The organism is Arcobacter sp. F155 (assembly GCF_004116455.1).
GTDB lineage: Bacteria > Campylobacterota > Campylobacteria > Campylobacterales > Arcobacteraceae > Halarcobacter.
In genome coordinates, this window is sequence record NZ_PDJU01000012.1 from 59,081 (window position 1) to 85,988 (window position 26,908).

The window sequence follows — 26,908 nt, forward strand, 5'->3', positions numbered from 1 at the left end:
CACCTTTTTTTTGAATTTGGAGCATTATATCAAAAAGATGTGTCAATGATATGTAGTTACTTTACTTTCACTTTTGCTTGATTTTTTAGTTTTAGAAACATCATTGCTGTCATAATGGCGTCATTATAGGCATCATGCTTTCCTAAAGGAGGAATTTTTAGCTCTTTTAAAATAGTGTCAAATCTTAGGTCTATGTTACTTTGTGGAATAGCCTCAATCTTCCAGTCGTGATAAATAGCAGAAACTTCATAGGCTTTATTAGGAAGTTTTATTCCTAATTTTGGTTTTAGATACTTATTTATCATAGCAATATCAAATTCTAAGTAGTAACCCACAAGTTTTCTGCTTCCAATAAACTCTAAAAACTCTTCAATTACAGTATCAATATTTCCAGCTTCTAGTAAATCACACTCTCTTATATGATGTACTTTGATAGCTTCTACTTGAAGTTTTGTTTCTGGTTTTACAAATCTAACAAACTTTTTACTTGAAACAATAGTATTGTTTTTTATAATAACAGCTCCAATAGAAATGATATCATCTTCTAAAGGATTTAATCCCGTAGTTTCACAATCAAAACAGACAAACTCATCATCTACTGGTCTTTCAAAAAGGTATGAAAACTTTTCATCTTTTAGATTTTTTCTATTAAAATAGTTTTTTAGTTTATTAAACATAGTTCAACTTATAGTGATTTTCTAGTTTTTTCTTTAACTTGTTTACAATTTTAAAACTATCTTTTAATAAATCTTTTTCCATAGTAGTTAAAGTGTCAGGGTCTATGTAGTTATCAATTACTTGTCCTGAATCTAGTTTTTCAATATTTGATTTTAGTTTTAAAGTACATAGATAGTTAAAGGCTTCAGTTAACTCATCGGCAAACTCTTCAGTGAATACTTTTTTATCTGTTAACTCTTTTATTCTTTTAAGAGTATTTGCACGCATTAGTTTATTTTCTAAAGAAAGGGCTCTAACTCCTTGAACAACAATAAAGATACCACCTCTTTTTATATCAAGTTCATGTTCGTGCTCTTTATTTTTTGAATCAAAAACAAAGCCATCAAAGAAACCTAAAGGAACATCAAAGTCCATAACAATTTTGGCAAAATGCATATAGAAACTTTTTGAGTCAGAACAAACTTTAAACATATATTGTTTTAAATCATCTAAAAGTTTTCTATCTCCTGAAGCACAAATTGCATCATAAAAAATCGCTAAATTCATATAGCTATCTTGTTCTGGTTTATTAATCCAGTCATAGATTAAGTCTTTAAACTCTTGTTTTGTTCTACACCAATAAGGATTTGAAAGCATGATATTCCCTTCACATCTAGGAAAACCAAAGTCAACTAAAGTTTCAGTATATAAAGATGTAAATTTTTGTAACTCTTCTTTTGAGATTGTACACTCATCAGATACAATAAGTGCATTATCTTGGTCTGTTTTTAAAACCTGTTCCCCTCTACCTTCACTTCCCATTACTATTAATGAAGATTTTCCAATTAATTCTTCAGGTGCTAACATAATGAAAAGTTTATTCATTACTTTTCTATTTAGTTGATTGATTAATTTAGAAATAAATGAAACTTTTACACCTTTTGCATATAAAGATTTAATGATTTTTAGTAACGACTGACTAGCAACTTTTAATTCTTCAACTGTATTTGCCCTTGTAATTTCATTTGATACAGAGAAAGTGTGAGTTGCAAAGAAAGAAGATAAAGAGATTTGGTCTAAAATACCAACTATTTTATCACCATCATTTTTTACTACTAATCTTTTTAATCCATGTTTTGTCATTAGAAGTTGAGCATTAAATAAAAAGTCATTTTCATTTACATATCTTAAGCCAGAGTTAGAGATTTTTCCAACACTTTCATCAAAACTCATTCTATTTAAAATCACTTTTTCCCTAAAATCTGAGTCTGTAACAATGTGTATCTCTTTATTTTCATCTTCAAGTAATAAAGTAGGCACTTTTACTTCTTTTAGTTTTGTAACCGCATCAAAAATAGAAGTTTCAAAAGGTAAGATAAGTGCTTCATGTACTCTTGCATCTTTCACTTTTGCAATCATTAAGTTTGCAAGCTCTTTATTTTTTTCGTGGTGAACATTTCCATTTAGTTTTTGTGAAATAGATTGAAAGAAAAAACTTTCTAAAGTAGGGTTCTCGTGTAAGACTTTAATAAATATTTCCCTTGGTAGGGTATAACAAATAGTCTCTTCTTTTGTGACAAACTTATGTTTAGAAAAGTTTTCTATAAGTGAAACAGAATCAAAAAACTCTTGATTTGAATAAAAAGATAAAACCTCTTTCTCTTCATTTTTTTCTTGTACAATACCTTTTATAATAAAGTATAAAAACTCTGGCTCTTGTGAAACATTTTGAATGATTTCGTCTTTTTTTAAGTAGACAATATCAAGGTTGTCTGCGAAGTACTCTAATTGAGATTTTGTAAGTTTATCAAAAGGATGAATTGCTTTTAAAAAGTTTACTTGTTCTTGTATGCTCATATTTAAGTCTCTATTATTAATTTATTAATTCATTATATTGAAATTAATAATAAAAACCTTTAAAACCAAAGAGAAAATCTCTTTGATTTTAAGTATTAGTGGTCAACTGCTCCTGCTGCACCAATACCTGTATTTGCTCTAATGTTTTGAGCTCTAAATAATTCTTTTTCTGCTTTTCCTCTTTCTGAGCTATCTACTTTAGAGAAGAACCAGATTGAAATAAATGCAACTGTTACTGAGAATAATGCTGGGTGTTTATAAGGGAATAAAGCTTCTTCATTTCCTAAAATTTGTACCCATACAATTGGTCCAACAATTACTAAAGTAACCGCTGAAATAAGACCACATAAACCACCTAAGAATGCACCTCTAGTAGTTAATCCTCTCCAGTAAATTGATAAGAAAAGAATTGGGAAGTTTGCAGATGCTGCAATACCAAATGCTAATCCAACCATATATGCAATATTTTGTTGTTCAAATGCAATACCTAAGATTACACCAACAATACCAACAACAACAACTGTAACTTTTGAAATTTTAACAACTTGCTCATCTGTAGCATTTGGATTAATTACATTTGAGTAAAGGTCGTGTGAAATAGCCGATGCTCCTGATAATGTAAGTCCAGATACAACTGCTAAAATTGTAGCAAATGCAACTGCTGAAATAAATCCTAAGAATGCATTTCCACCTAACATATGTGATAAGTGAATAGATGCCATGTTATTTCCACCAAATAGTTTACCATCTACAAAATATTGTGCTCCTGCATCTGTATTTAAGAATGCAATTGCTCCAAATCCAACGATAGTAATAATAACCCAGAAGTAACCAACAAAACCAGTTGCATAAACAACAGATTTTCTAGCTTCTTTTGCATTACCAACAGTAAAGAATCTCATAAGTACGTGAGGAAGACCTGCAGTACCAAGCATTAAAGCCATACCTAAAGAAATAGCTGAAATTGGGTCAGAAATAAATCCACCTGGTGCAAGAATTGATTCACCATCTTTGTGGTTTTCAGTAGCTGCTACAGCTAAACTTTCAAAGTTGAAGTCAAACTGCCATAAAACCATGATTGCCATAAATGAAACACCAGAAAGAAGTAAACAAGCTTTGATAATTTGTACCCAAGTAGTTGCTAACATACCACCAAAAGTAACATAAATAATCATCATAACCCCAACTAAGATTACTGCAAATTCATACTCCATACCAAAAAGTACTTGAATAAGTTTTCCTGCACCAACCATTTGTGCAATAAGATATAAAACTACAACTGAAAGTGTCCCGAATGCAGCTAGTGTTCTAATCTCTTTTTGACTTAATCTATAAGCAGCGATATCAGCAAAAGTAAATTTACCTAGGTTTCTTAATTTTTCAGCCATAAAGAAAAGAATAATTGGCCAACCAACTAAGAATGATACTGCATAGATAACACCATCATAACCTTTTAAGTAAATAAGTCCAGATACACCAAGAAATGCAGCAGCAGACATATAGTCACCTGCAATTGCTAAACCATTTTGGAAACCAGTGATTCCCCCACCTGCAGTATAAAAGTCACTTGCAGATTTTGTTCTTCTTGCAGCCCATACAGTAAGACCTAAAGTACCAGCAATAAAAACAAAGAACATAATAATCGCTGGGATATTAAGATCTCTTTTTGTTGCTTCAAAACTTGCATCACCTGCAGCAAAAGCAGTTAATGCAAAAACAGAAATTAGTGCTAATATTTTAAACATTACATTAAATCCTTTACATCATCTTTAATATCGTTAGTTAAATCTTCAAACTCACCATTTGCTCTTTTCACATAAACAAGTGTAGTTAAGAAACTTATTACTAAGATAGCTAATGCAATAGGAAATGCAATTGTAGTCATTCCTTCACCAATTTTAGTAGCTAATACCTCTTTGTTAAATGCAATTGTTAAAATATATGCATAAAACATTACAAGTACAAAGATACCAAGTTTGATACCTAAACCAGTTCTTTTAGAAACTAGTTCTTGATATTTAGGATTGTTTTCAATCCTTTCAACTAATTCGTCCTTCATCTTTTCCCCTTCTATCAATCTACCCTTATTTACTAACAAATAAGATAAACTAATATTTATAATTTGTTTAGTAATAAGCTACGCTAATGGGTAGCATCAACATAGCATAACAAACAAATTAAATTATACATGGAAAAAAATTAATTTAAACAAAAATTGTACATTAAAAGTAAAAAAAATTAGAAGTTTGTAAAAAGGTAGCAAAGAAATAGCAGTGCAAAATGGCTAAGTATTGGGCTTTATGATAGTTTTTTGTTCAAAGAGAGTATTTAAACTCTCTTTGATGTACTAAAACTGTACAAAGTGTACTTTTAGTGATCAACTGCTCCTGCAGCTCCGAAACCAGTTTGAGCTCTAATATTTTGAGCTTCAAATGCTTTCTCTTCATCTTTTGCTCTTTGAGACTTATCAGTAATAGAGAAGAACCAAATTGCAATAAATGCTGCAGAAACAGAGAATAGTGCAGGGTGTTTATATGGGAATAAAGCTTCTTTATTTCCTAAAATGTCTACCCAAACAATTGGACCAACAACAACTAGAATAACAGCAGTTGCTAAACCAACAATACCACCGATAAATGCACCTCTAGTAGTTAACTTTCTCCAGTAAATTGATAAGAATAGAATTGGGAAGTTAGCAGATGCTGCAATAGCAAATGCAAGACCAACCATAAATGCAATATTTTGTTGTTCAAATGCAATACCTAATATAACACCAATGAATCCAATTACAATAACAGCAATTTTAGAAACTCTAATCTCTTGCTCTTCTGTAGCATTTGGATTAATAACAGAAGCATAAAGGTCATGTGAAATTGCAGATGCACCAGCAAGAGTAAGTCCTGCAACAACTGCTAAAATTGTAGCAAATGCAACAGCTGAAATAAATCCTAAGAATACATTACCACCAACAATGTGTGATAAGTGAATTGCAGCCATGTTGTTTCCACCAAATAGTTTACCATCAACAAAGTATGCAGCTCCAGCATCAGAGTTTAAGAATACAATTGCTCCAAGACCAATAATAGCAATTACTAAATAGAAGTAACCAATGAAACCAGTTGCGTAAACAACAGACTTTCTAGCTTCTTTAGCATTACCAACTGTAAAGAATCTCATAAGTACGTGAGGAAGTCCTGCAGTACCAAGCATTAAAGCAAGTCCAAGTGAAATAGCAGAAACAGGATCAGAAATAAATCCACCTGGAGCCATAATAGCTTGACCTTTTTCGTGTGATTCAACAGCTTTTGTAGCTAATGCTTCAAAAGAGAATCCAAAATGGCTTAATACCATGAATCCCATAAATGATACACCTGAAAGTAATAAAACAGCTTTAATAATCTGTACCCAAGTAGTTGCAAGCATACCACCAAAAGTTACATAAATAATCATCATAACACCAACTAAGATTACTGCATATTCATACTCTAATCCAAATAATACTTGGATAAGTTTCCCTGAACCAACCATTTGTGCAATAAGATATAGTGTAACAACTGCTAATGAACCAAATGCAGCTAATGTTCTAATCTCTTTTTGACCTAATCTAAATGCAGCGATATCTGTAAAAGTAAATTTACCTAAGTTTCTTAATCTTTCAGCTAATAAGAATAAAATTACAGGCCAACCAACTAAGAACCCAACTGCATAAATTAAACCATCATAACCACTTAAGTAAACAAGTCCAGAAATACCAAGGAATGATGCTGCAGACATATAATCACCTGCAATTGCCATACCATTTTGAAAACCAGAAATACCACCACCAGCAGTATAGAAGTCACTTGCAGATTTAGTTTTTTTAGCTGCCCAATAAGTAATTCCTAAAGTACCACCAACGAAAATAAAGAACATAATGATTGCTGGAATATTAAGTTCTCTCTGTGATGCTTCAAAGTTCGCATCACCTGCTGCAAATACTGCAACAGCAAAGATTGATAAAAGTGCTAATATTCTAAACATTATAACTCATCCTTTACATCTTGTCTTACTTGATCAATTAAGTCCTCAAACTCACCATTTGCTTTTTTTACATAAATTAATGTTGTAAAAAAACTAACTATAATAATAGCTGCCGCTACAGGAAATGCTATTGTCATTACACCTTCTCCAGTTTTAATTCCTAAAACAGATGGTTCAAATGCAATAGTTAAGATGAATGCATAAAAAATTGCAAGTACAAAGATTGCAAGTTTTAATGCTAAACTAGACCTTTTTTTAACTAAGTCTTGGTAACTTGGATTAGCTTTAATTTTAGCTACTAATTCGTCATTCATAGTCGTCCTTTCTAAGATAATATTTCTATGTATTATATTTTGATAATTTATAATCAAAATAATAATTCATAAAAAACATTTGAATATTATACATGAGAATGAAAATAGAATGAAATTTTAGTTGACTATTAAGTCAAGTTTAAGTGAAGAAAGCCCCTAAGTAACGATTTGTTACATCTAAAAATAGCATTAACGTAGCATGCTATTTTGATGCTATGTTAACGCTATTTTAATGCTATGATAAAGCTATTTTATCCAGTATAAAAAGTAGAATTTGCTGGAGATAAATCTCTTAATTTTAAGAAAATCATAGATGTCATAATTGCATCATTTAATGCATCATGTTTTCCAAGTTCTGGAATATCTAATTCCTTTAAAATTGTGTCAAATTTTAAGTCCACAAATTCGTAATCTGAACTCCTTTTTTTTGTTTTAAAATACATTGATGATACTTCAACTTGTCTATTTGGAAGAGATACTCCAATTAGTTCTTTTGTATATTTTGATATCATCGCAATATCAAATTTAATGTAATATCCTACAATAGGTCTATTTCCTATAAATTCTAAAAGTTCAAGGATTGCATCTTTTGGGTCTTGGCCATTTTCTAAATCAATAGGTCTAATTTGATGTATTTTAATTGACTCTTCTGTAATTTTCATTGATGGTTTAACAAAAATATTTAATGTTTTTCTCATTAATACTTTATTCTTTTTTATATGAACTGCCCCAATAGAAAGGATTTCATCTTTTCTAGGATTAAGTCCTGTTGTCTCACAGTCTAAACAAACATACTCATCTTTTGGTGGATCATCAAATAGATACTCATACTTCTTATTTAGAAGTTTTTTCTTTCGCCATGAATTAATAAAGTTCTTAAACATTATGAAATCTTATCAATTTTGAATGTGTAAGTTATAAACTTTTTAAAGTTATTAACAATCTTGAAACTATCTTTTAGTAAATCTCTTTCGATTTTACCTAAACTGTGTGTATCAACTTCATTATCAATCTCTCTTCCATCTTGAAGTTTTTGTAAATGAGCTTTTAGTCTTAAAGTATTTAAAACTTCAAAAGCTTCTAATAACTCACTAGCAGTTTCATCTTCTAAAACTTTCATTTCTCGCAAGATTTGAATTCTTTTAACAGTAGTTGTTTCTCTAATTCTTTCTCTAAGACTTAAACTTCTAATTCCTTGAACAATAGGGAATACACCTGTTTTTTTAACATCAATATTATAGGTTTTAGTCATGAAGTTTGCTACTGTACTTGGGGTATCAAAAGTTAAAGTTGCTTTTGCAAAGTATGCCATAAATACATCTTTATCATGCAGTTTATTAAATAAATCATCTTTTAGATTAATTAATAACTCTTTATCTCCTGCAACTGCAAATGAGTCAAAGAAGATTGCTAAATCCATATAGTTTTGCATATCAGGGGCTTCAATCCATCTTGCAGTCTCTTTTTTATACTCTTCAACTGTTTTACACCAAAATGGATTTGATACCATAATATTACCTTCACAAGGAGGGTATCCAAAGTCAATAAGTGTATCAGTTATCTCTTGCATATATGGTCTATATTGTTCTACATCAATTCCATTTTTAACTACCAATGCATTGTCTTGGTCAGTTTTTATAATTTGTTCATTTCTTCCTTCACTTCCCATAACTATAAGACAAGCATTTTTTTGAAGTTCTTCTGGAACAATAAATTTATAAATCTTTTTATAAACTTTTGTATTTAGTTGTCCAATTAAACTTGAAATATGATTTACTTTTACACCTTTTGCATTAAGTGTTTTTACTGTATCAACTAACTCTTCACTTGCTTCTTTTAAATCTTTTAATGTTTTAGCATTTTTGATTTTTGAATCAACAACATAAGTATGATTTGCAAAATGAGATAATACGTCAATTTGTTCTAAAATACCTAGTATTTCACCTTTTGAGTTTACAACTCCTACTCTTTTTATATTTTTTTTGATTAATAAAGTTAGAGCTTCAAAAAGGTAATCATCTAGATTTACACTTAAAATAGGGAAAATAGCAATCTCTTCAACAGGAATATTTAAATCTCTACCTTCTAATAAAACTTTTATTTTAAGTAAGGAGTCAGTAATAATTCCATGTTCATTGTTTTCACCTCTTACTATAATTGTTGAAGTATTTCTTTGCATTGATTCATCAATTGCATCAATAAGTTTTGTTCCTTTTTCAACAATACAAGGTGGATGTAAAATAGTATCTTCAACTTTTGCAATCATAAATGAAGATAGTTCTGAGGTATACTCTTTATCTTTTAGTGTTTGAAATTTATTAACTAAATTGTTTAAAAAGAAGTTTTTAAAGCCATCATTTTTTTCAATTAGTTCAAGGAATATATCTTTTTCAATTTCATAACAAATCAGGTCTTCATAGACTTTAAAAGAGTTTTTAGTTTTTCCATAGATTAGAGAGTTCGCATCAAATGAGTCTTGATAGTGAAAGTCCATAAGAACTTGGTCTTCATTATATTCATGAACAATACCTTTAATGATTACAAAAAAATGATTAGGTATTTTTTCAGGAGTAATAAGAACTTCACCTTTTGCATAGTATGCAATATCCATATGTCTAATACAATGGTCCATTTGTTCTTCTGTTAACAATTCAAAAGGGTGAATGTTTGAAAGAAAAGCTTTTTGATCTCTAAGACTCATATGAGAATCCTTTATAATATTTTTTTAGATTATTATATTGTATGACACAATCTCTTATAGTAATGTAAAAAAATATTTTATTTTTAAAGTAAAAAAAAAGCCAACCCGAAGGTTGACTTTTGAAGGCTTAGTGATCGTGTGCCTCACCAGCGTTATTTGGAAGTCTAATAGATTCTACTAGATCTTGAATATGCTGTGGTGGCTCAGGAGTCATTCTAGATACTACAAGAGCTACAATTAAGTGTAACACTGTACCAATTGTACCAATACCTGTTGGGTGAATTCCTAAGAAGTAATCTTCTGGATTTCCACCTAAGAATACAAAGTAAATAATGTATCCGAATGTGAAGATTAGACCAGTTAAAATACCAGCAATCGCACCTTCTTTGTTCATTCTCTTATCAAATACCCCAAGGATAATTGTTGGGAAGAATGCTGCTGCAGCTAGACCGAATGCAAATGCAACAACCTGTGCAACGAAACCTGGAGGGTTAATTCCTAAGTACCCTGCAATACAAATTGCAACTACTGCTGAAACTCTCGCCCACATTAATTCTGATTTCTCAGTTAATTTAGATTTTCCAGTTTCTGGATCTCTAAAGATTACTTGACCCATTAAGTCATGTGAAATTGCTGAAGCAATTACAAGTAATAGACCTGCTGCTGTAGATAATGCTGCTGCAAGACCACCAGCTGCGATGAATGCAATTACCCAGTTAGGTAAGTTAGCAATCTCAGGGTTAGCAAGTACCATGATATCTCTATCTACATAAAGCTCATTTTCAATTTTTCCAGTGTTAGCTGCTGGTTTACCGTTAGTAGTAACTCTTTCACCATGCTCACCAACTTTTTCACCATCAAATGAAGGTTTACCTTTTGCTCCATCAAATGCTGCACCTGGTGCATATTGGATTTTTCCATCACCATTTCTATCAGTCCAAGCAATTAATCCACCATTTTCCCAAGTTTTAAACCAGTTACCATTATTTGGAGTTCCATCAGCATGCTTTAATTCTCCGTTTACAAACGCTGAATACTCAACATTTTGAACGTTTTTGATTAAGTTTAATCTTGAGAACGCAGATACAGCTGAAATAGTTGTATACATAATAGCAATGAATACTAATGCCCAACCAGCAGAAATTCTAGCATCTTGTACAGTTGGAACTGTAAAGAATCTAACAATAACGTGTGGAAGACCAGCAGTACCAAGCATTAATGCAGTTGTTAACATGAACATGTTCCATAAGTTACCTGGCTCAGTATACGCTTTGAATCCTAAATCAGTAACAGCAGAATCAAGTGCATGTAACAGATAGGTTCCTTCAGGAATAGCTTTTACACCATCATGGAATTCAAATACAGTTGTTCCAAATACACCTAATTGTGGTAAGAATGTATCAGTTACTTGTAATGATAAGAAAATTGCAGGAATCATATATGCAAAAATCATAACAACATATTGTGCAACTTGTGTATAAGTAATACCTTTCATCCCACCAAGTACTGAGTAGAAGAATACAATTGCCATACCAATAACAACACCTGTATTTACATCAACTTGTAAGAATCTAGAGAATACAATACCAACACCTCTCATTTGTCCAGCAACATATGTGAACGAAACGAAAATAACCGCGATTACCGCAACAGTTCTAGCTACATTTGAATAGTATCTATCACCAACGAAATCAGGTACTGTAAATTTACCAAACTTTCTTAAATAAGGAGCTAGTAACATAGCAAGTAGAACGTATCCACCTGTCCAACCCATTAAATAAGCACCACCATCAGAACCTTTAAATGCAATGATACCTGCTAATGAAATGAATGAAGCAGCTGACATCCAGTCTGCAGCAGTTGCCATACCATTTGCTACTGGGTGAACACCTCCACCAGCTACATAGAAATCTTTAGTAGATCCTGCTTTTGCCCAAAGTGCAATACCAATATAAATTGCAAATGAAATACCTACAAATAGGTAAATTAATGATTGTAATTCCATCTTATAAATCTCCTATTCGTGTACGCCATATTTTTCGTCAATTGCACCCATTTTTGCTACATATACAAAAATTAGGACTACGAAAACATAGATAGACCCTTGTTGGGCAAACCAGAAACCTAATTTAACACCACTGATTTCAATAGTATTAAGTTCATTTATGAATAAAATTCCACAACCGAAAGAAACAACAAACCAAACAACTAATAGTTTAAGGATTGTAGAAATATTTTCTTTCCAATAAGCTTGAGCTTTTTCTGGACTCATAAGTACTCCTTTTTAAGTTTTACTAAAAAGTAAATCCTCTTCAGTAATTCAACATTGTAAGTATAATAACAGTTTGTAGCAAAAGGGTAGCAATTAAAAAAAAATCATAAAAAAATTTATATTTCGTAGGATTAACGTAGCATTTAGGCTCTTAAAGAGCCTAATTAAGGGATTTATTAAACAGAATAATATCTGTCAATTTTGTAGCCTAAACCTCGGATATTTTTGATAAAATCCTCTTTTAGTGCTTTTTTAAGTCTTGAAATTTCTGCTCTTATTGTAGGATTATCAATATTTTCCCCACCCCAGATATCAACTCTGAATCTCTCAAAGTCTACAATCATATTGATGTTAAGTGCCAAAATATGGATAATATCTAGCTGTTTTTTAGTAAGTGTTTGTGGTTCACCATTAAAATAAAGAGTTTTTTCATTCTTTGAATAAGAGTAGTTTTCTGAAAATCTTATATGAGTAGTATTGTTTTGGTCTTTTTTAAGAATTTGGTTTATTTTTATACCTAACTCTTCTAAATGAAAAGGTTTTTTAATGTACTCTCTACAACCTAAATCATATGCTCTTGTAATATCTTCAATATCTAATAAAGCTGATATGTATATTGTAGGAATGTAGATTTTTTTATCATTGAGTTCTTGTAGAATTTCAAAGCCATCTTTTTTGGGTACATTTATATCTAGTATAAGTAAATCATAACTAGTATCAACATTTTCGATAACATCTTCACCATTTGTGAAACTCTCAACCATGTGTCCGATATCTTTTAAATATTCAGATATCGCATTGTTTAACATTATTTCATCTTCAAGAAGTAGTATTTTCATTTATTCTAAACCTATACGTAAATTTTGTATCTTTATCGTTTGAATCAAGATTAATTATAACTAAATTTTTATCACATATTTCTTTTACAATTCTCAGCCCTAAACCAAAGCCACCACGAGAATTGTTCTCTCTATAGAAGTCACTAAATATCTTCTCTTTATTTTCAATCATCTCAGAGTTTGTCTTTACAGAGAACTCCACAATTTCATCATTAAAGTAAGATAGTCTTATATAAATAGGTGATTTCGGTTTTGAGTATTTAATAGAGTTTGAAATATTATTATCAACAATTCTTTGTAATTCTGTATGATTAAATTTTATATATATATCTTCTTCAATATTGTTAATAAAGTATAAATCATTTGCTTTTGCAATTGAATCAAAGAAATTAAGTCTTTCAATTAAATATTCTGAGAAGTTAATGTACTCTTTTGGATATTCAACTCTATCTTTTTTAATTAAGTATGATAAATCATCATAAATGTATTGTATTATTTTTGCTCCACTTTCAATATTTGCAATATATTTATTTGTTGGAGTATGTCTTTTAAGTAAATCAATATTTGTTCTAATAATAGATAAAGGGGTATTTACTTCATGAACTGAATTCTTTAAGAATCTTTTTTGTGACTCTAATAGGTCACTTAATGCTTTTGTTTGTTCATCAACTTTTTCTTCTAGGTGTTTATTTAAACCCTCAAGCATTTGGTTTTTATCTTTTATATTATGCATTGCATCATATGCATAGTTTGCAATAACTTTAAACTCTCCAAAGATAAGTCTGTTTTGACTTATTCTAGTATCTGACTTCTGTGTCTCTTTAAAATATCTTCCTATCTCTTTTACGTCATTTACAATTAAAATTGTGGCATTCTTATATATAAAGATTGAATAAAGAACTAACATAATAGTTAATGATAATATTTGAAGAATATAGTTTGAGATCTTTTCATCATGCTCTTTTTTCTTCTCTTTGATAAGTGCATCAATCTCATCTAGATAGATACCTTTTCCAATAGTCCAGTTCCAAGGTTTATATGATAAGGCATAAGAGATTTTAAGTGCTTCATCTTTTAATTCGGGTTTATACCATATATATTTTACAAAACCACCATTTTTCTTTTGAGAGATATCAACAAGTTCTTTGATTACTCTTTTTCCTGTTGGGTCTGTAAATTCATAAAGGTTTTTACCTATGTTGTTTCTTGAAATAGGGTAGTATACTGATGTTCCTTCAAAGTCATATATAAATACATAGTCATTTATATTTTCAACTTCTCTCATCATCTCTATTGCATGAAGAACATCATTTTTGATTTCTTGTTCTGTTTTAGTATCTTTGTATTTATTGTGATAGTAATCTATAAACTTAGTTGTTTTTCTTATATCAGCTTCTATTAAATCTTTTTGTTTTGAAAAATAGTCATTTTTCATTATTTGAATTTTTTCATTAAAATCATCAAAAGCATTGTCAATAATAATAAAAGTAAATGATGATGTTAAAAAGATAATAAAAATGATACTGTAAAGAATTAGGTGGTATAAAGATTTTGCACGGATCATTATTTAAGTATTCCTTGATTTTAATAACAAAAAAGGATATCTAAAAAATAATAAATAGTTTATAAAAAAATGTAGGAAATATCTAAATAAGAAGTGGCGCGGTTGAAGGGACTCGAACCCTCGACCTCCTGCGTGACAGGCAGGCATTCTAACCAACTAAACTACAACCGCACAACTTAAAAATGGTGGTCGATAGTGGACTCGAACCACTGACATCTACCTTGTAAGGGTAGCGCTCTACCAACTGAGCTAATCGACCAAATGTATGGTGACCCCTAGGAGACTCGAACTCCTGTGACATGGATGAAAACCATGGATCCTAACCGCTAGATGAAGGGGCCATACAAAATAAGATTTAAAATAACTGGTGACCCGTGAAGGATTCGAACCTTCGGCCACCTCCTTAAAAGGGAGATGCTCTACCAGCTGAGCTAACGGGTCAAATAAAATATGAAATGGCGCGGTTGAAGGGACTCGAACCCTCGACCTCCTGCGTGACAGGCAGGCATTCTAACCAACTAAACTACAACCGCAACATTTGATAATGGTGGTCGATAGTGGACTCGAACCACTGACATCTACCTTGTAAGGGTAGCGCTCTACCAACTGAGCTAATCGACCAAATGTATGGTGACCCCTAGGAGACTCGAACTCCTGTGACATGGATGAAAACCATGGATCCTAACCGCTAGATGAAGGGGCCATACAATATATAAAATTTAAAATAACTGGTGACCCGTGAAGGATTCGAACCTTCGGCCACCTCCTTAAAAGGGAGATGCTCTACCAGCTGAGCTAACGGGTCTTTAACCATTTTTGAAGTGCTTCTTCTTAAAATGGACTGGAATTATAATAGGTTTTTTTTTATTTGTCAAGGGTTTTTTGAAAAAATTTCGAAATTTTTTGCAAACTTTTTTCAGCAGCCTTATTTTGAACCTCATTTCTTGCCCCAGAAAAGTGACATATTTCAATATCTTTACCTTCTTGAAGCCCCATTATACCGATAACTACTGTTCCAACTGGCTTGTTTTTTGTTCCACCATCTGGTCCAGCAACTCCACTTACAGCAATTGCATAGTCTGCATTAAATTTTTTTATTGCACCTTCTAACATCTCTTCAACAACTTGAATACTAACAGCACCAAATTTTTCTAGAGTCTCTTTTTTTACATTTAATTCTTGTGATTTTATTTCATTAGAGTATGAAACAATTGCACCATTGAATATATTTGAAGATCCTGCGATTTCTGTGATTTTAGAAGCGATAAGACCACCTGTGCAACTTTCAGCTGTTGTAATAGTCTTTTTGTGAAGTTTAAGCAGGTTTTGTAGTTCCTGCATATCTTGTTGAGTAAACATTGTATTTATATACTATTATATATGTATATATTAAAGATAACTAATAGGAAAAATCCTATTAGTCTTCTTTTTCTGTTAATTCGTCTAAGAACTTATCTTGATCGAATGTTAAATTAAGATATTCTGCAACAATTTTAATATCTCTTTCTGCATTACCTAAACAAGATGTAGCACCTGGAGATGGAGTCATATTAAATAAGATTCCATCACCTGGATTAATAGAAGCTTCACCTAGCATAAGTTTTTGCTCTTTTTTATCAAGTACTTGTGGTCTAACTCCACCAAAGCCTTTTGCATACTCAATATCATCTGTACTTAATGAAGGAACAATTTTTTGTGCATCTTTAACAAAAAGACCTTTATTGATTCCTGGAACTTCAAATAAGAAGTTTCTAAATACATAATTTCTGATTTCTGAATCTTTTAATAAATCCCAGAAAATTTTGATAGTATCTCCACCAATGTTCATAGTTTTTAAACATTCGAAGAAAGATTTACCACCTTTATATCTTTCAAGTACTGCAAGTGCTAATGCAGTTGGTCCAAATCTAGTTTTTCCATCACAAAGAATATCTGGGTCTCCATGAAGGGCTGCAAATGGAAGTTTTGGATTTTGTACCATATAAACTTTACCATTTAGGTATGTATCATTAGTAATATAGAAAGATCCAGCCATAGAAAGTGATCCCATGTGTTTTCCATATCCCATTTTATGTGCAAGGTGTAATGAGTGAGCACCTGCATTTACAACTACGAAGTCAGCAGTATAAACTGAACCACTTGTTGTAGTAATTTTATATTTGTCACCTACTTTTTCAATTTCATCTACTCTAGCGTTGAAATAAACGTCAGTTTCAACACCTTCTTGTTCTTGTCCAGCTTTAACTAATTCTTTAGTCATCTCTCCAAAATCAACAGTAGTATACTCACTTTGAGTACCCATTGCTAAAATTGGTTCTGGTCTATCTTTTGTTCTTTCTTTATCTGCATATACTAATAAAGGTTCTTTTTCTCTTAGGTCTTCTTTATCCCATAACTCTAAGTAAGGGAATAACTCTTTGAACTCTTCATATCTATTTTTAATAAATTCAACTTCTTTTTCACCTACACCTAAAGCCATCTTTTGATGAGCAAACATGATTTTATCTTGAAGCCCATATTGTAAACAGAACTTTTCAATCATTTTTGCAGTTCTTTTTGTAATCTTAGCTTTATCTAAAGTATAGTTAGTTTCAATATCACCTACGTGAATAGTTTGAGAGTTACTAGTTCCTTTAGAGTTTAATGTTGCTAAATCTTCATATTTCTCTAAAATACATACACTTTTAGCATCTGTATATCTAGCGATTTCGTAGAAAAGTGCAGCACCAGAGATTCCACCACCTACAATTGCAACTTGATAATGTTTTGTACTCATATTAATTTATTCCTATCATAGTTTATTTTTGCAAAAAATTTTAACACATTTAACTTCATATTGTATTATAATTTTTAGCAAAGGGACTTTTCTTAAAGAAAATATGCGTAATAGTAACATTTTATTGATTTTTCTTCAATTTTTTCTATACTCAAAATGTGTACAAGTGAAATAAAATATATCTTTTTTGCTTAATAAATTTTTGATATGTACACTTTTTGTACAAAAAAATAACTTTATTATATTTATAAGCCTATGTTATAAGAAAAGTAAGACTTAGTGATTTTTCTAAAGTTTTTAACTTATTCAAAATTAAATATCCTTTAGATATAATCGGCGATTTATATAAAGATAATAGAAATTGAGTTAATAAGGTATTAAAATGGATTATAAAGAGAGTTTACTTTTACCAAAAACAAAGTTTCCTATGAGAGGGAACTTACCGCAAAATGAACCAAAAAAATATAAACTTTGGGATGAAGCTAAAGTTTATGACAGAATGAAGCAGAACAGAAAAGGTGCTCCTTCATTTACACTACATGATGGACCTCCATATGCAAATGGTCACATTCATATTGGACATGCATTAAACAAAGTTCTAAAAGATATTATCGTTAAGTATCACTACTTTGATGGAAAATCAGTTAGATATGTTCCAGGTTGGGATTGTCATGGTCTACCAATTGAGCAAAAAGTTGAAGAAAAAATTGGAAGTACTAAGAAAAAAGAGCTTCCTAAGTCTAAAATTAGAGAACTTTGTAGAGCACATGCTAGTAGATTTATTGATATTCAAAGAGATGAATTTAAAAAACTTGGTGTATTAGGTGATTGGGATAACCCATATTTAACTATGGACTTTAAATTTGAAGCAAATATCTATAGAGAACTTTGCGCAATTGCACAACAAGGTTTATTAGTTCAAAGATCTAAGCCAGTTTATTGGTCATGGGCAGCTCAAACTGCACTAGCAGAAGCAGAAGTTGAGTATGAAGATAAAACTTCACCATCTATTTATGTTGCATTTAAACATGAAAAACTTGATGCTTCAGTTATTATTTGGACAACTACACCATGGACACTTCCTGCAAATACAGGTATTGCATTAAATGGTGAAGAAGAGTATGTTTTAACAAGTGATAAATTTATTGTTGCTAAAAAATTATATAACTCTTTAATTGAAGAAGAAGTTATCAAAGGTGATATTGTAGATTCTATAAATCCAAAAGATTTAGAAAACTCTCATGCTATTAATCCATTAAATGGAAGAGAATCTAAAATTATCCTTGGTGAGCACGTTGAGATGGAAGCTGGTTCTGGTGCAGTTCATACAGCTCCTGGTCATGGTGAGGATGACTACAAAGTAGGTCTTAGATATGGACTTGATGTTATCATGCCAGTTGATGCTTATGGTAAATATGATGAAACAATTGTAAGAGAAAAATTATTCCATGATACAGATAAATATCTTGGACTTCATGTATTTAAAGCAAATGAACTAATTTTAGAAGAGTTAGGTGAGGCTTTACTTAAACATGTAGATATTAGACACTCTTATCCACATTGTTGGAGAACACATAAGCCTATTATCTTTAGAGCAACAAAACAGTGGTTTATTTCTATTGATGATGAATATGGTGAGAAAAATAAAACTCTTAGACAAAATGCACTTGATGTAGTTGAAAATCTTACTTTCTATCCAGAGTGGGGAAGAAATAGATTAAAATCAATGCTTGATGGAAGACCTGATTGGTGTATCTCTAGACAAAGAGATTGGGGTGTGCCTATTGCATTCTTTAGAAATAAAAAAACTGATGAAATCATCTTTGATGAAAAAGTTCTTAACTTCACAGCTATGGTATTTGAACAAAAAGGTTGTGATGCTTGGTATGACTTACCAATTGAAGAGTTATTATATCCTGGAAGTGGATTAAACCCAGAAGATTTAGAAAAAACTATGGATATCTTAGATGTATGGTTTGATTCTGGTTCTACTCAAAATGCAGTACTTAGAAGTAGAAACTATGATGCGGGAACATTCCCTGCTGATATGTATTTAGAAGGAAGTGACCAACATAGAGGTTGGTTCCAATCTTCACTTTTAACTACATTAGCTTCACAAGAAATAGCTCCTTATAAATCAATTTTAACTCACGGGTTTACAGTTGATGAAAAAGGTGAGAAAATGTCTAAATCAAAAGGAAACGTAGTTGCTCCTGATAAAGTTATGAAGCAATATGGTTCTGAGATACTTAGACTTTGGGTTGCAATGAGTGATTATCAAAGTGATTTAAAAATCTCTGATAATATCTTAAAACAAAATGCAGAGCTTTATAGAAAAATCAGAAATACTGCAAGATTCCTTTTAGCAAATGTTGATGATTTAGATGTGATTGTTGATGTTGAAAAAATGGGTAGCTTAGATACTTGGATTTTAGCAAAAGCTAAAAAAGTATTTGATGAGATCGAAGAGTCATTTGCAGTTTATGAGTTCTCAAAAGGTCTTAATAAACTAAATAACTTCTTAGTAGTAGATTTATCTGGTATCTATTTAGATGTATGTAAAGATAGACTATATTGTGATGACAAAAATGATATCCATAGAAGAAGTTCTCAAAGTGCTATGGCAATTATTGCTAAAAAATTAATCTCAACTCTTTCTTGTATCTTAACTTATACAATGGATGAGTTATTAGAGTTTGCACCAGAAGTAATCAAAGGTGAAACTAAAGATATTTTTGACTTTGAAAAGTTAGTATTACCAACAGTTGAAAGTAAACTTAATGAAGAAGTTTTATTAAAAGCAAAAGAAAAGTTTTCTGAAGCAATTGATACACTTAAGAAAGATAAGATTATTAAATCAACACTAGAACTTCAAATAGTTACTTCTTGTGAAGATGTACTATCTTTAGGACAAACAGAAGCAAGTGATTGGTTCTTAGTAAGTTCTGTTTCGAATGAATCTTCTTCAACAGAAGAGTTAGCAAGTTTTGAAATAGATGATATTAAATTTACAGTTTCAAAAGCAGCACAAGAAAAATGTCCAAGATGTTGGAAGTTTACATCTGTAGATGAAGAAACACTTTGTTCTAGATGTGAAAGTGTGTTGAATTAATGTTTGAATCTGAAGTAACATTAAACTTTATATTTTCTACGATAGCAGTAATCTTAGCGATTTCTGCTATTGCAGTTGTTTATGTTAACAAAAAGAGTAAAAAAGGTAAATAGATTATGATGCCATTTTCAGATGAAGATTTAAGACCACCAGTTAGCAATATTATCGAAACAAAAGTTTCTCCAATGTTAGCACGTGATGGTGGGGCAATAGAATTATTAGATATTATTGATGGAAGAGTATTTGTACAACTACAAGGTGCTTGTGTAGGATGTAGTGCAAGTTCTAGTACTCTAAAGTTTATTGTAGAAAAAGAGTTAAAAGCTGCAATACATCCAGAACTACAAATAGTAAATGTACCACAAGGTATGGAAAACAATCTACAGGAGCTTTAATGATAAATGAGAATAGATTATTTAATGAAGCTAATAGACATTTTTTAGATAAAAATTTTGAAAAAGCTTTATTTATATATTCACAACTATCATCAAATTTTCCAACAAATAAAGAGTATCCTATTTATGCTCTTTTTTGCGATATTGCTAGTGAAGATGAACAAAAAGCAATGTCTCTTTATGACTACTTCTCAGTAGCAAAAGATGAAAACATAGAAGAAGCAATAGCATATGTAGAAGATGTAGTAAATGCATATGATGGTGATATGGATAAGATGATGGATATTCTACAAGAGTTAAGTTCATCAACTATAGATTCACTTGATGCTATTAAATATGAAGACTTTAAAAGACTTATTGATTCAAGGGGTTCATTTAGAGTAGCTTTTGAAGATATTATGTTTTCTACTAAAGTTGCAATTGAATCAAAAGAAGACTTCTTTGACTTTGTAGATAAATTAATTGAAAACGATTTTAACAGTACAGCTTATTCATACTTAGATGGATTTAATGACTATTTTTCATATGATTCAAAAATAGAAGAGCTATATAAGAAACTAGAAGAGAAAAAACTTGCAACTAATCATAAATAATAAAATATATACTGACAACTCAAAAGAGGCAGTTTCTGGAACAGTTTTTGTTCAATCAAAACAAAATGAAAAATTTGTAGATGATGCGATAGCTAATGGTTGTGAAAAAGTAATCAAAGCAAATGAGCTTAAAGAGCATTTTGATATGAGTTCTATAAAAGTAATTGGTATTACTGGAACAAATGGAAAGACAACAACTGCAGGAGCTATTTATTCTATTCTTTTAGATTTAGGAATAAAAGCAGCATTACAAGGTACAAGAGGATTTTTTATAAATGATGAGAGGGTTGAAGAGTATACTTTAACCACTCCTGTACAACTTGGAAACTTTGCTCATATTCAAAAAGCAATTGAAAATGAGTGTGAGTTCTTTGTGATGGAAGTAAGTTCTCATGCAATTGAGCAAAAAAGAATTGAAGGTTTAGAGTTTGAACTTAAAATTCATACAAATATTACAAGAGACCATTTAGATTATCATAAAACTATAGAAGAGTACATCAATATTAAAAACTCTTTCTTTGATGATGATAGTAAAAAGCTAATAAACAAAGATGATAAGGTAGTTAAATTCAATCCTACTAATGCATTAACTTACTCTTTAGAAAATCCATCAACTTATAAAGTTAACGCATACTCTTTCAAAAATGGAACTAATGTAATGTTCTCTAAAATAGAAGAGATGTACTCTTATTCATCTTCTTTAATGGGAATATTTAATATCTACAATTTAACCGCAGCAATTGCAGCAGCTGATATGGTTACAGAAAAAAGCTTAGATGAGATTTGTGCTGTAGTTGAAAACTTTGCAGGGGTTAGTGGAAGAATGGAAACAATTAGTACAGACCCTTTTGTTATAGTAGACTTTGCTCATACTCCTGATGGAATGAAAGAGGTTTTTGAAAGCTTTAATCATAAAAACATTATTGCAGTATTTGGTGCAGGTGGAAATAGAGATAAAGATAAAAGAGCAATAATGGGACAAATGGCAGCAAATTTTGCTAAAACTATTATTGTAACTAGCGATAACCCAAGATTTGAAAACCCTGATTTAATCATTGAAGATATCTGCAAGGGAATTCAAAATAAAAATAATCTTTATATTGAAGTTAATAGAAAAGAGGCTATCAAAAAAGGTGTTGAACTTGCACGTAAAGATAAAGACTCAGTACTTTTAATCTTAGGAAAAGGTGATGAACCTTATCAAATCATCTATGACCAAAAAATGCCTTTAAGTGATAAAGAAGAGGTATTAAAACATTTAAACTAGAAGTAGAAATTATCTACTTTTAGTTTGAAGTTCATTTATTAGTTTATTTGTATTTCTTATACTAATAAAAATAGTTGCAAAAAGAAGAATGAATGCAACTACAATAGAAATAGTTACTGCTTTACTACTTGAAAGTTGCGCACTCATTTTTGAAGATTTATTCTTTTTTTTAACTTCTTTATTCTCTTCTTTTATAAAGCCACCTTTTGGAGGAATTCCTTCTTTTATAACAGTATGTCCTGGTCCACCATCAAGTAAAACTTGATATTTTACTTTTGGTATATTTATTGTAAGTTCATTTGAATCAGGTAATCTTTTTTGAAAAAGTATTTCACCTGAGTTTAGAGCTCGCAGTTTTACAAAAGCTCCAGCTGCACTCTCTCCTGTATTAAACATTCCTTCTACTGTAATTGTTCCATCTTGATTATCATAAATATTCAATAATAGTGAATGTGAATATAAAGTAGCTGGAAGTAAAAATAGTAAAATTAATTTAAAAATTTTATTCATGATTTTGCCTTTATTTTCCAAAATTGTTTTGCTTCTATTCTTTCTTTAGGAAGCTTGTTTGCTATATATATTAATAAAGCTCCAAATAAAAATAGCCCAATATTTACCCCTAAAATATTTCCCATTTCTTTAGTATATAAATCAATAGGAGTAAAATTAGAGTTTATACTATGAATAAAAGTAGAAAGTATAAATAAGCTACCACCTACAAATAGAAACTCTTTTGAAGCTTTATATGAGTTTATTCTATAAAATGACCAAAACAGAGTTAAGAGCCAAGTATTATAAAAGATTCCTTTTTGCCATAAAACTCTATCTTCTAAATCAAAAGGCATAGCCCACTGAAATACAAATAAAGAAGCAGTTGCTGGAATTATTCCTATCATACTAGCTAAACACAATTTTCCAAGCCAATGATAAAAAGGGATTTTTCCATCATATTTTTTAGCCTTTTTTTCTAAATAAAGCATAACACCAAAACCAATTGCAATAGCACAAAGTGACATTATAATTGCAATAGCAAGTCTTGAAAAAATATCAATTCCAAATAGAAAATGTAAAAAGAAGATTCCTTCTGCTACAAAAACAGACCAAACTTTATCCATAACTTTTTTTTCTTTTATTAGTTTACCAGTTACGGCACTAAGTGTGATACTAGGTTTATTAAATATTCCACCATTTAAAAAAGGTTTATAGGGGTTGTATCCAATAATCTCAACTTGTGCTGTTTTATCATGCCAGTTGATTAGTCTAACTTGTTTTAAATCTAATTGAGGATTAATCTCTTTGGCTTGTAGTAATAACTGCTTTATAGGAAGCATACTTTCTTTTTCTTCCACTTTTTTGATGGGTTTACTTTGAGGAAATAGAACAGTTCCGACAACTGCATCTATTGAGTTTGCTTCTCCTTTTGTTAAAACCTTTGACATAGGAGCTGCACTAATTAATCCCACATTCATAATAGCACCACTAAGGGTTATAAGGAAAAAAGGAATGAAAGCCCATGTAAAAACTTTTATATGAATTTTTGAAAAGACTGCTTGTTGAGTTTTACCTTGGTTTTTAAATTTCATTATAGTAATAAGTATAAGACCAGTTATAATTAAAACCATAGTTCCAACTGCTACTAAACCAAATGAGATTCTTCCTATTATTTTTAAGGGTTGTCCATAATGAAGTTCATTTAAAAACTCAGCTAAGTGAGTTTGTTTTTTTGTTTCATTATTTAGTTTTTCTTTTGTTATAGGATTAAAAGCAAGAGGTTTTGCAAACCTATGTGTGATAACAACAGCGGGGTCTCCCATATTTCCAGGTAGATTGATTAACAGGTTGTTTTTAGGATAGTTAGGGGTTTTTAAAGCTTCATCAATCATATAGTTATAATCAATTTTTGTAATATCTACTTTTTCAATATGACGTGAAGGTTTTTCCCAAGTTTTAATATATGGTAGTAAAATTGCAAAAACTCCGAAAAAGATTGCAATATACATAAGTATAGAAAAAGTTACTCCTGCAGCTACGTGAATTCTAAATAGTCGCTGTTTAAATAGTTTTGATTTTGATTCTTCCATTTTGATACCTTAATATAAAATAATTAGTGTTATAGAGAAAACAGATGTAGGTAGAATGAATCTATATAAAGCTTGAAGTTTTGAAATAGAAAGAGCAATCCACGTAGTTGCACATGCCCAAATAAAAGTATTAAACATAATAGATATAATAGCTGCTTCTCTTATTTTCATTGGTGCTAATAAGGCAAATAGAGTCATAGCTAAATAAGCAAGAATAAGACCTCCAAATATTGAACAAAGCACTCTAAAAAGTCCTATTTTTTTGCCATCATTTTCTGGGGTTTTTAAATAGTGATATATATTTTTTAACATTTTTTACCTTTTATTCTCAAAGAGTTTCCTCTTTGAGAAATCTAATTAAAATTTGTAGCTAATAGTTGCCATAATTGTTCTTGGAGTACCTGCATATACTCTATTAGCTAGCATTGCACCTTCTACATACTCTTCATCTGTTAGGTTTTGTACATTTAAACTTGCTTTCCAGTTGCCCTTTTTATATCCAACTGTCGCATTATAAATAATCTCAGAATCAAGTTTTAGATCATTTGTATCAGTTGTATATCTACTTCCTAAAAATCTTGCTCCTCCACCTATATATGTATTTGGTAAGTTAAATGAACTTAAGTGATAAGTTGTAAAAATATTTGCAGTATGAGTTGGAATATTTTTTAATCTATTATTATCATTATTTAAATCTTTAGTTTTTGTATAACCATATGAAGCAACAATTGCTAAGTTAGGCGTTATTTGACCTGTTAAATCAAACTCAATACCCTGAGACTGTTGTTTTCCACTAGCTTTGTAGTATGTGTTTGGAGCAAGACCTTGAACTAGAGGAACATTCTCTTTTTCAATTTTAAAAATTGCAGCAGTAAGATTTAGTTTATCATCTAAGAATTTTTGCTTAATTCCTAACTCATAGCCTTTCCCTTCTTCTGGGTCAAGAATATTGTCATTTTCATCTAAGTTAGTATTTGGTGTAAATGATTCTGAATAGTTTGTATAAATAGATGTACTAGGAGTAACTTTATAAACTAAACCTAATGAAGGAGTTAAAGCATCACTTTTTTGTCCATCTTTTGGTTTTGACTCACTATATCTTAGTCCAGCGTTGAAGATTAGATTTTCAGTTAAATGAATACTATCTTGTAAAAATATACCCCAAGATTTATTATATGTTTTTTCTCCAGTCATATCCATAGCACCTGGGTGGTCTGACAGTGAAGTAAACTCTTCATAATCTGGATTAGCTAAATCAAGGTTATATGCATTAAAAGGGTCAAAGTGCATAAATGTTTGACTATATGCTTTATTATAATCAGCACCTAAACTAATGTTGTTTTTTATATTAAAGATATTTAATTCTTTATTTAAAGTATATTGTAGGGCATGCTCTGAAAACTCTTGGCTTTGATATGCATAAACTCTTCTTACTGTGTCAGTTGCTTCATTATATGCTTGAGGCATGTGAACATCACCATTTGTTCCTACATAATCAATATATCTGTATTTGAAGTTTGAATTCCAAGTATCAAAGTCACTATTTAAATCAAAGCCTACTATTTTTTGAGTCTTTTTAAACTCTTCATCAGGGTGCGAACTCATATTCTCAATAGGAGCGATAAGATTACCTTTGCTATTTATATATGTACCAAAAGAAGAGGGTGTTTTCTCTTTTAGATATTCTGCCATAATAGAAAAAGTATGGTTATTATTAATATCATATGCAATAGTTGGTGCAATAAATAGTCTATTTATATCTGTGTTAGAGTTCGTATAATCTTCTCCATGTTTAAAACTAGTAACTAATCTATATCTTAGAGAATCATCACTATTTATACCTCCACCAAAATCTGCATTAGTTGTATATGCAGTATGTTCATCAGCTTTAAATTGAATCTCACCATGGTCTTGTTTTTGTGGTTTCTTTTTTACAATATTAACTAAGCCACCAGGACTTGATTGTCCATATTGTAATGAATCTGGACCTTTTAGTACTTCAATTGCTTGTAGATTATATATTTCTTGATTTGCAGTACTATTCGTAATCTTCATACTATCAATTAAAATTGGTACATTTGAAAAACCTCTCATTCCAATTTCAATACTTCTTCCATGATTATTACCTTGGTATGTAGTATTTGAAGACATTTTAATTATGTCATCTAAAGTCTGTGGTTGATAATCTTCTATAAAATTATCGTTAAAGATTTGGATTGATTTTGCACTATTCTCAATATCAATATTTGTTCTATTTATTGAAGGTTCATCAAAACTTGCATAGTTTGAAGCTTCAGAACTAACAACAGTCACTGTGTCTAATTTTTTTATTTCTTTTTTTTCTGTGTCATTTGCGAATAATGACGAACTAGCAATTAGTAAACTAGAAAGGTAGATTGATAGATTTCTTTTAGAAAAATAAAATCTCATTAATAGGCTCCTTGAATAAATTATTGGAAT

22 protein-coding genes and 8 tRNA genes are annotated in these 26,908 nt (G+C 30.5%); 4 read left to right on the forward strand and 26 right to left on the reverse strand.

The window, feature by feature from the left end:
- Positions 1-56 precede the first annotated feature (56 nt).
- From CRV03_RS12120 to CRV03_RS12225, 22 genes are all read right to left on the reverse strand, one after another.
- Positions 57-677 (reverse strand): 3'-5' exonuclease, encoded by a 621-nt coding sequence (locus CRV03_RS12120; protein ID WP_129085413.1) that lies wholly within the window; start codon positions 675-677, stop codon positions 57-59.
- On the reverse strand, positions 670-2,514 hold the full coding sequence (locus CRV03_RS12125; RefSeq protein WP_129085414.1) for a putative nucleotidyltransferase substrate binding domain-containing protein: 1,845 nt from the start codon (positions 2,512-2,514) through the stop codon (positions 670-672). The genes CRV03_RS12120 and CRV03_RS12125 overlap by 8 nt, the downstream gene beginning before the upstream one ends.
- A 95-nt stretch (positions 2,515-2,609) precedes the next feature.
- Positions 2,610-4,259: a cation acetate symporter gene (locus CRV03_RS12130; protein WP_129085415.1), complete on the reverse strand. Its 1,650-nt coding sequence runs from the start codon at positions 4,257-4,259 to the stop codon at positions 2,610-2,612.
- On the reverse strand, positions 4,259-4,573 hold the full coding sequence (locus tag CRV03_RS12135; RefSeq protein WP_129085416.1) for a DUF485 domain-containing protein: 315 nt from the start codon (positions 4,571-4,573) through the stop codon (positions 4,259-4,261). The genes CRV03_RS12130 and CRV03_RS12135 overlap by 1 nt, the downstream gene beginning before the upstream one ends.
- A gap of 311 nt (positions 4,574-4,884) precedes the next feature.
- Positions 4,885-6,534, reverse strand: coding sequence for a cation acetate symporter (locus CRV03_RS12140; RefSeq protein WP_129085417.1), 1,650 nt, complete (start codon positions 6,532-6,534; stop codon positions 4,885-4,887).
- A complete protein-coding gene (locus CRV03_RS12145; RefSeq protein ID WP_129085418.1) occupies positions 6,534-6,848 on the reverse strand; it encodes a DUF485 domain-containing protein in 315 nt (104 codons plus the stop codon). The genes CRV03_RS12140 and CRV03_RS12145 overlap by 1 nt, the downstream gene beginning before the upstream one ends.
- Before the next feature lie 251 nt (positions 6,849-7,099).
- Positions 7,100-7,732, reverse strand: coding sequence for a 3'-5' exonuclease (locus tag CRV03_RS12150; RefSeq protein ID WP_129085419.1), 633 nt, complete (start codon positions 7,730-7,732; stop codon positions 7,100-7,102).
- Positions 7,732-9,549 carry a DUF294 nucleotidyltransferase-like domain-containing protein gene (locus CRV03_RS12155; protein ID WP_129085420.1) on the reverse strand — a complete coding sequence of 606 codons (1,818 nt, stop codon included), beginning with the start codon at positions 9,547-9,549 and terminating at the stop codon, positions 7,732-7,734. Before CRV03_RS12155 ends, CRV03_RS12150 begins: the two co-directional genes overlap by 1 nt.
- Positions 9,550-9,676: 127 nt before the next feature.
- A complete protein-coding gene (locus CRV03_RS12160; RefSeq protein ID WP_129085421.1) occupies positions 9,677-11,554 on the reverse strand; it encodes a sodium:solute symporter family protein in 1,878 nt (625 codons plus the stop codon).
- A gap of 12 nt (positions 11,555-11,566) precedes the next feature.
- Entirely contained in the window at positions 11,567-11,821 is a 255-nt protein-coding gene (locus CRV03_RS12165; RefSeq protein WP_129085422.1) for a DUF4212 domain-containing protein, read from the reverse strand.
- A 176-nt stretch (positions 11,822-11,997) separates the two neighbouring features.
- Positions 11,998-12,660: a response regulator transcription factor gene (locus CRV03_RS12170; protein ID WP_129085423.1), complete on the reverse strand. Its 663-nt coding sequence runs from the start codon at positions 12,658-12,660 to the stop codon at positions 11,998-12,000.
- A complete protein-coding gene (locus CRV03_RS12175; protein ID WP_129085424.1) occupies positions 12,641-14,224 on the reverse strand; it encodes a cache domain-containing protein in 1,584 nt (527 codons plus the stop codon). Before CRV03_RS12175 ends, CRV03_RS12170 begins: the two co-directional genes overlap by 20 nt.
- Before the next feature lie 94 nt (positions 14,225-14,318).
- A tRNA-Asp gene (locus tag CRV03_RS12180) sits at positions 14,319-14,395 on the reverse strand.
- Between the two features lie 12 nt (positions 14,396-14,407).
- Positions 14,408-14,483: transfer RNA gene (locus CRV03_RS12185), tRNA-Val, on the reverse strand.
- Between the two features lie 7 nt (positions 14,484-14,490).
- Positions 14,491-14,565, reverse strand: a tRNA-Glu gene (locus CRV03_RS12190).
- A gap of 24 nt (positions 14,566-14,589) precedes the next feature.
- Positions 14,590-14,665 (reverse strand) — tRNA-Lys (locus tag CRV03_RS12195).
- Positions 14,666-14,680: 15 nt separating this feature from the next.
- Positions 14,681-14,757, reverse strand: a tRNA-Asp gene (locus CRV03_RS12200).
- A 12-nt stretch (positions 14,758-14,769) separates the two neighbouring features.
- Positions 14,770-14,845: transfer RNA gene (locus CRV03_RS12205), tRNA-Val, on the reverse strand.
- Between the two features lie 7 nt (positions 14,846-14,852).
- Positions 14,853-14,927 (reverse strand) — tRNA-Glu (locus CRV03_RS12210).
- Between the two features lie 26 nt (positions 14,928-14,953).
- A tRNA-Lys gene (locus CRV03_RS12215) sits at positions 14,954-15,029 on the reverse strand.
- Positions 15,030-15,088: 59 nt separating this feature from the next.
- A complete protein-coding gene (locus CRV03_RS12220) occupies positions 15,089-15,583 on the reverse strand; it encodes a CinA family protein (protein WP_129085425.1) in 495 nt (164 codons plus the stop codon).
- Positions 15,584-15,641: 58 nt separating this feature from the next.
- Positions 15,642-17,000, reverse strand: coding sequence for an FAD-dependent oxidoreductase (locus tag CRV03_RS12225; RefSeq protein WP_129085426.1), 1,359 nt, complete (start codon positions 16,998-17,000; stop codon positions 15,642-15,644).
- A gap of 382 nt (positions 17,001-17,382) precedes the next feature.
- Between CRV03_RS12225 and ileS the strand changes: the two genes are divergently transcribed.
- The 4 genes from ileS (at position 17,383) to CRV03_RS12245 (ending at position 22,367) form a co-directional block, all read left to right on the forward strand.
- Entirely contained in the window at positions 17,383-20,112 is a 2,730-nt protein-coding gene (gene ileS / locus CRV03_RS12230; protein ID WP_129085427.1) for an isoleucine--tRNA ligase, read from the forward strand.
- Between the two features lie 116 nt (positions 20,113-20,228).
- On the forward strand, positions 20,229-20,507 hold the full coding sequence (locus tag CRV03_RS12235) for a NifU family protein (RefSeq protein WP_129006955.1): 279 nt from the start codon (positions 20,229-20,231) through the stop codon (positions 20,505-20,507).
- A complete protein-coding gene (locus CRV03_RS12240; RefSeq protein WP_129085428.1) occupies positions 20,507-21,100 on the forward strand; it encodes a hypothetical protein in 594 nt (197 codons plus the stop codon). The genes CRV03_RS12235 and CRV03_RS12240 overlap by 1 nt, the downstream gene beginning before the upstream one ends.
- Entirely contained in the window at positions 21,081-22,367 is a 1,287-nt protein-coding gene (locus CRV03_RS12245; RefSeq protein WP_129085429.1) for a UDP-N-acetylmuramoyl-L-alanyl-D-glutamate--2,6-diaminopimelate ligase, read from the forward strand. The genes CRV03_RS12240 and CRV03_RS12245 overlap by 20 nt, the downstream gene beginning before the upstream one ends.
- 9 nt (positions 22,368-22,376) lie before the next feature.
- On the opposite strand, the gene CRV03_RS12250 is transcribed toward CRV03_RS12245, so the two are convergent.
- The 4 genes from CRV03_RS12250 to CRV03_RS12265 are packed head-to-tail and all read right to left on the reverse strand — an operon-like array spanning position 22,377 to position 26,878.
- Positions 22,377-22,877: a hypothetical protein gene (locus CRV03_RS12250; protein ID WP_129085430.1), complete on the reverse strand. Its 501-nt coding sequence runs from the start codon at positions 22,875-22,877 to the stop codon at positions 22,377-22,379.
- The gene (locus tag CRV03_RS12255) at positions 22,874-24,448 is read right to left on the reverse strand and encodes a PepSY-associated TM helix domain-containing protein (RefSeq protein ID WP_129085431.1); all 1,575 of its coding nucleotides are present in this window, start codon (positions 24,446-24,448) and stop codon (positions 22,874-22,876) included. Before CRV03_RS12255 ends, CRV03_RS12250 begins: the two co-directional genes overlap by 4 nt.
- A 9-nt stretch (positions 24,449-24,457) precedes the next feature.
- Positions 24,458-24,760, reverse strand: a complete 303-nt coding sequence (locus CRV03_RS12260; protein ID WP_129085432.1) for a hypothetical protein — start codon at positions 24,758-24,760, stop codon at positions 24,458-24,460.
- 45 nt (positions 24,761-24,805) lie between these two features.
- A complete protein-coding gene (locus tag CRV03_RS12265; protein ID WP_129085433.1) occupies positions 24,806-26,878 on the reverse strand; it encodes a TonB-dependent siderophore receptor in 2,073 nt (690 codons plus the stop codon).
- Between the last annotated feature and the right edge of the window lie 30 nt (positions 26,879-26,908).

What these genes read in the sequence shown, in the direction of transcription:
- CRV03_RS12135 (WP_129085416.1), bottom strand. Translation starts at nt 4,573, where the DNA reads ATGAAGGACGAATTAGTTGAAAGGATTGAAAACAATCCTAAATATCAA.
- CRV03_RS12255 (WP_129085431.1), bottom strand. Translation starts at nt 24,448, where the DNA reads ATGGAAGAATCAAAATCAAAACTATTTAAACAGCGACTATTTAGAATT.
- CRV03_RS12125 (WP_129085414.1), bottom strand. Translation starts at nt 2,514, where the DNA reads ATGAGCATACAAGAACAAGTAAACTTTTTAAAAGCAATTCATCCTTTT.
- CRV03_RS12155 (WP_129085420.1), bottom strand. Translation starts at nt 9,549, where the DNA reads ATGAGTCTTAGAGATCAAAAAGCTTTTCTTTCAAACATTCACCCTTTT.
- CRV03_RS12265 (WP_129085433.1), bottom strand. Translation starts at nt 26,878, where the DNA reads ATGAGATTTTATTTTTCTAAAAGAAATCTATCAATCTACCTTTCTAGT.
- ileS (WP_129085427.1), top strand. Translation starts at nt 17,383, where the DNA reads ATGGATTATAAAGAGAGTTTACTTTTACCAAAAACAAAGTTTCCTATG.
- CRV03_RS12165 (WP_129085422.1), bottom strand. Translation starts at nt 11,821, where the DNA reads ATGAGTCCAGAAAAAGCTCAAGCTTATTGGAAAGAAAATATTTCTACA.
- CRV03_RS12225 (WP_129085426.1), bottom strand. Translation starts at nt 17,000, where the DNA reads ATGAGTACAAAACATTATCAAGTTGCAATTGTAGGTGGTGGAATCTCT.
- CRV03_RS12240 (WP_129085428.1), top strand. Translation starts at nt 20,507, where the DNA reads ATGATAAATGAGAATAGATTATTTAATGAAGCTAATAGACATTTTTTA.
- CRV03_RS12150 (WP_129085419.1), bottom strand. Translation starts at nt 7,732, where the DNA reads ATGTTTAAGAACTTTATTAATTCATGGCGAAAGAAAAAACTTCTAAAT.
- CRV03_RS12260 (WP_129085432.1), bottom strand. Translation starts at nt 24,760, where the DNA reads ATGTTAAAAAATATATATCACTATTTAAAAACCCCAGAAAATGATGGC.
- CRV03_RS12235 (WP_129006955.1), top strand. Translation starts at nt 20,229, where the DNA reads ATGATGCCATTTTCAGATGAAGATTTAAGACCACCAGTTAGCAATATT.
- CRV03_RS12250 (WP_129085430.1), bottom strand. Translation starts at nt 22,877, where the DNA reads ATGAATAAAATTTTTAAATTAATTTTACTATTTTTACTTCCAGCTACT.
- CRV03_RS12170 (WP_129085423.1), bottom strand. Translation starts at nt 12,660, where the DNA reads ATGAAAATACTACTTCTTGAAGATGAAATAATGTTAAACAATGCGATA.
- CRV03_RS12140 (WP_129085417.1), bottom strand. Translation starts at nt 6,534, where the DNA reads ATGTTTAGAATATTAGCACTTTTATCAATCTTTGCTGTTGCAGTATTT.
- CRV03_RS12160 (WP_129085421.1), bottom strand. Translation starts at nt 11,554, where the DNA reads ATGGAATTACAATCATTAATTTACCTATTTGTAGGTATTTCATTTGCA.
- CRV03_RS12145 (WP_129085418.1), bottom strand. Translation starts at nt 6,848, where the DNA reads ATGAATGACGAATTAGTAGCTAAAATTAAAGCTAATCCAAGTTACCAA.
- CRV03_RS12175 (WP_129085424.1), bottom strand. Translation starts at nt 14,224, where the DNA reads ATGATCCGTGCAAAATCTTTATACCACCTAATTCTTTACAGTATCATT.
- CRV03_RS12120 (WP_129085413.1), bottom strand. Translation starts at nt 677, where the DNA reads ATGTTTAATAAACTAAAAAACTATTTTAATAGAAAAAATCTAAAAGAT.
- CRV03_RS12220 (WP_129085425.1), bottom strand. Translation starts at nt 15,583, where the DNA reads ATGTTTACTCAACAAGATATGCAGGAACTACAAAACCTGCTTAAACTT.
- CRV03_RS12130 (WP_129085415.1), bottom strand. Translation starts at nt 4,259, where the DNA reads ATGTTTAAAATATTAGCACTAATTTCTGTTTTTGCATTAACTGCTTTT.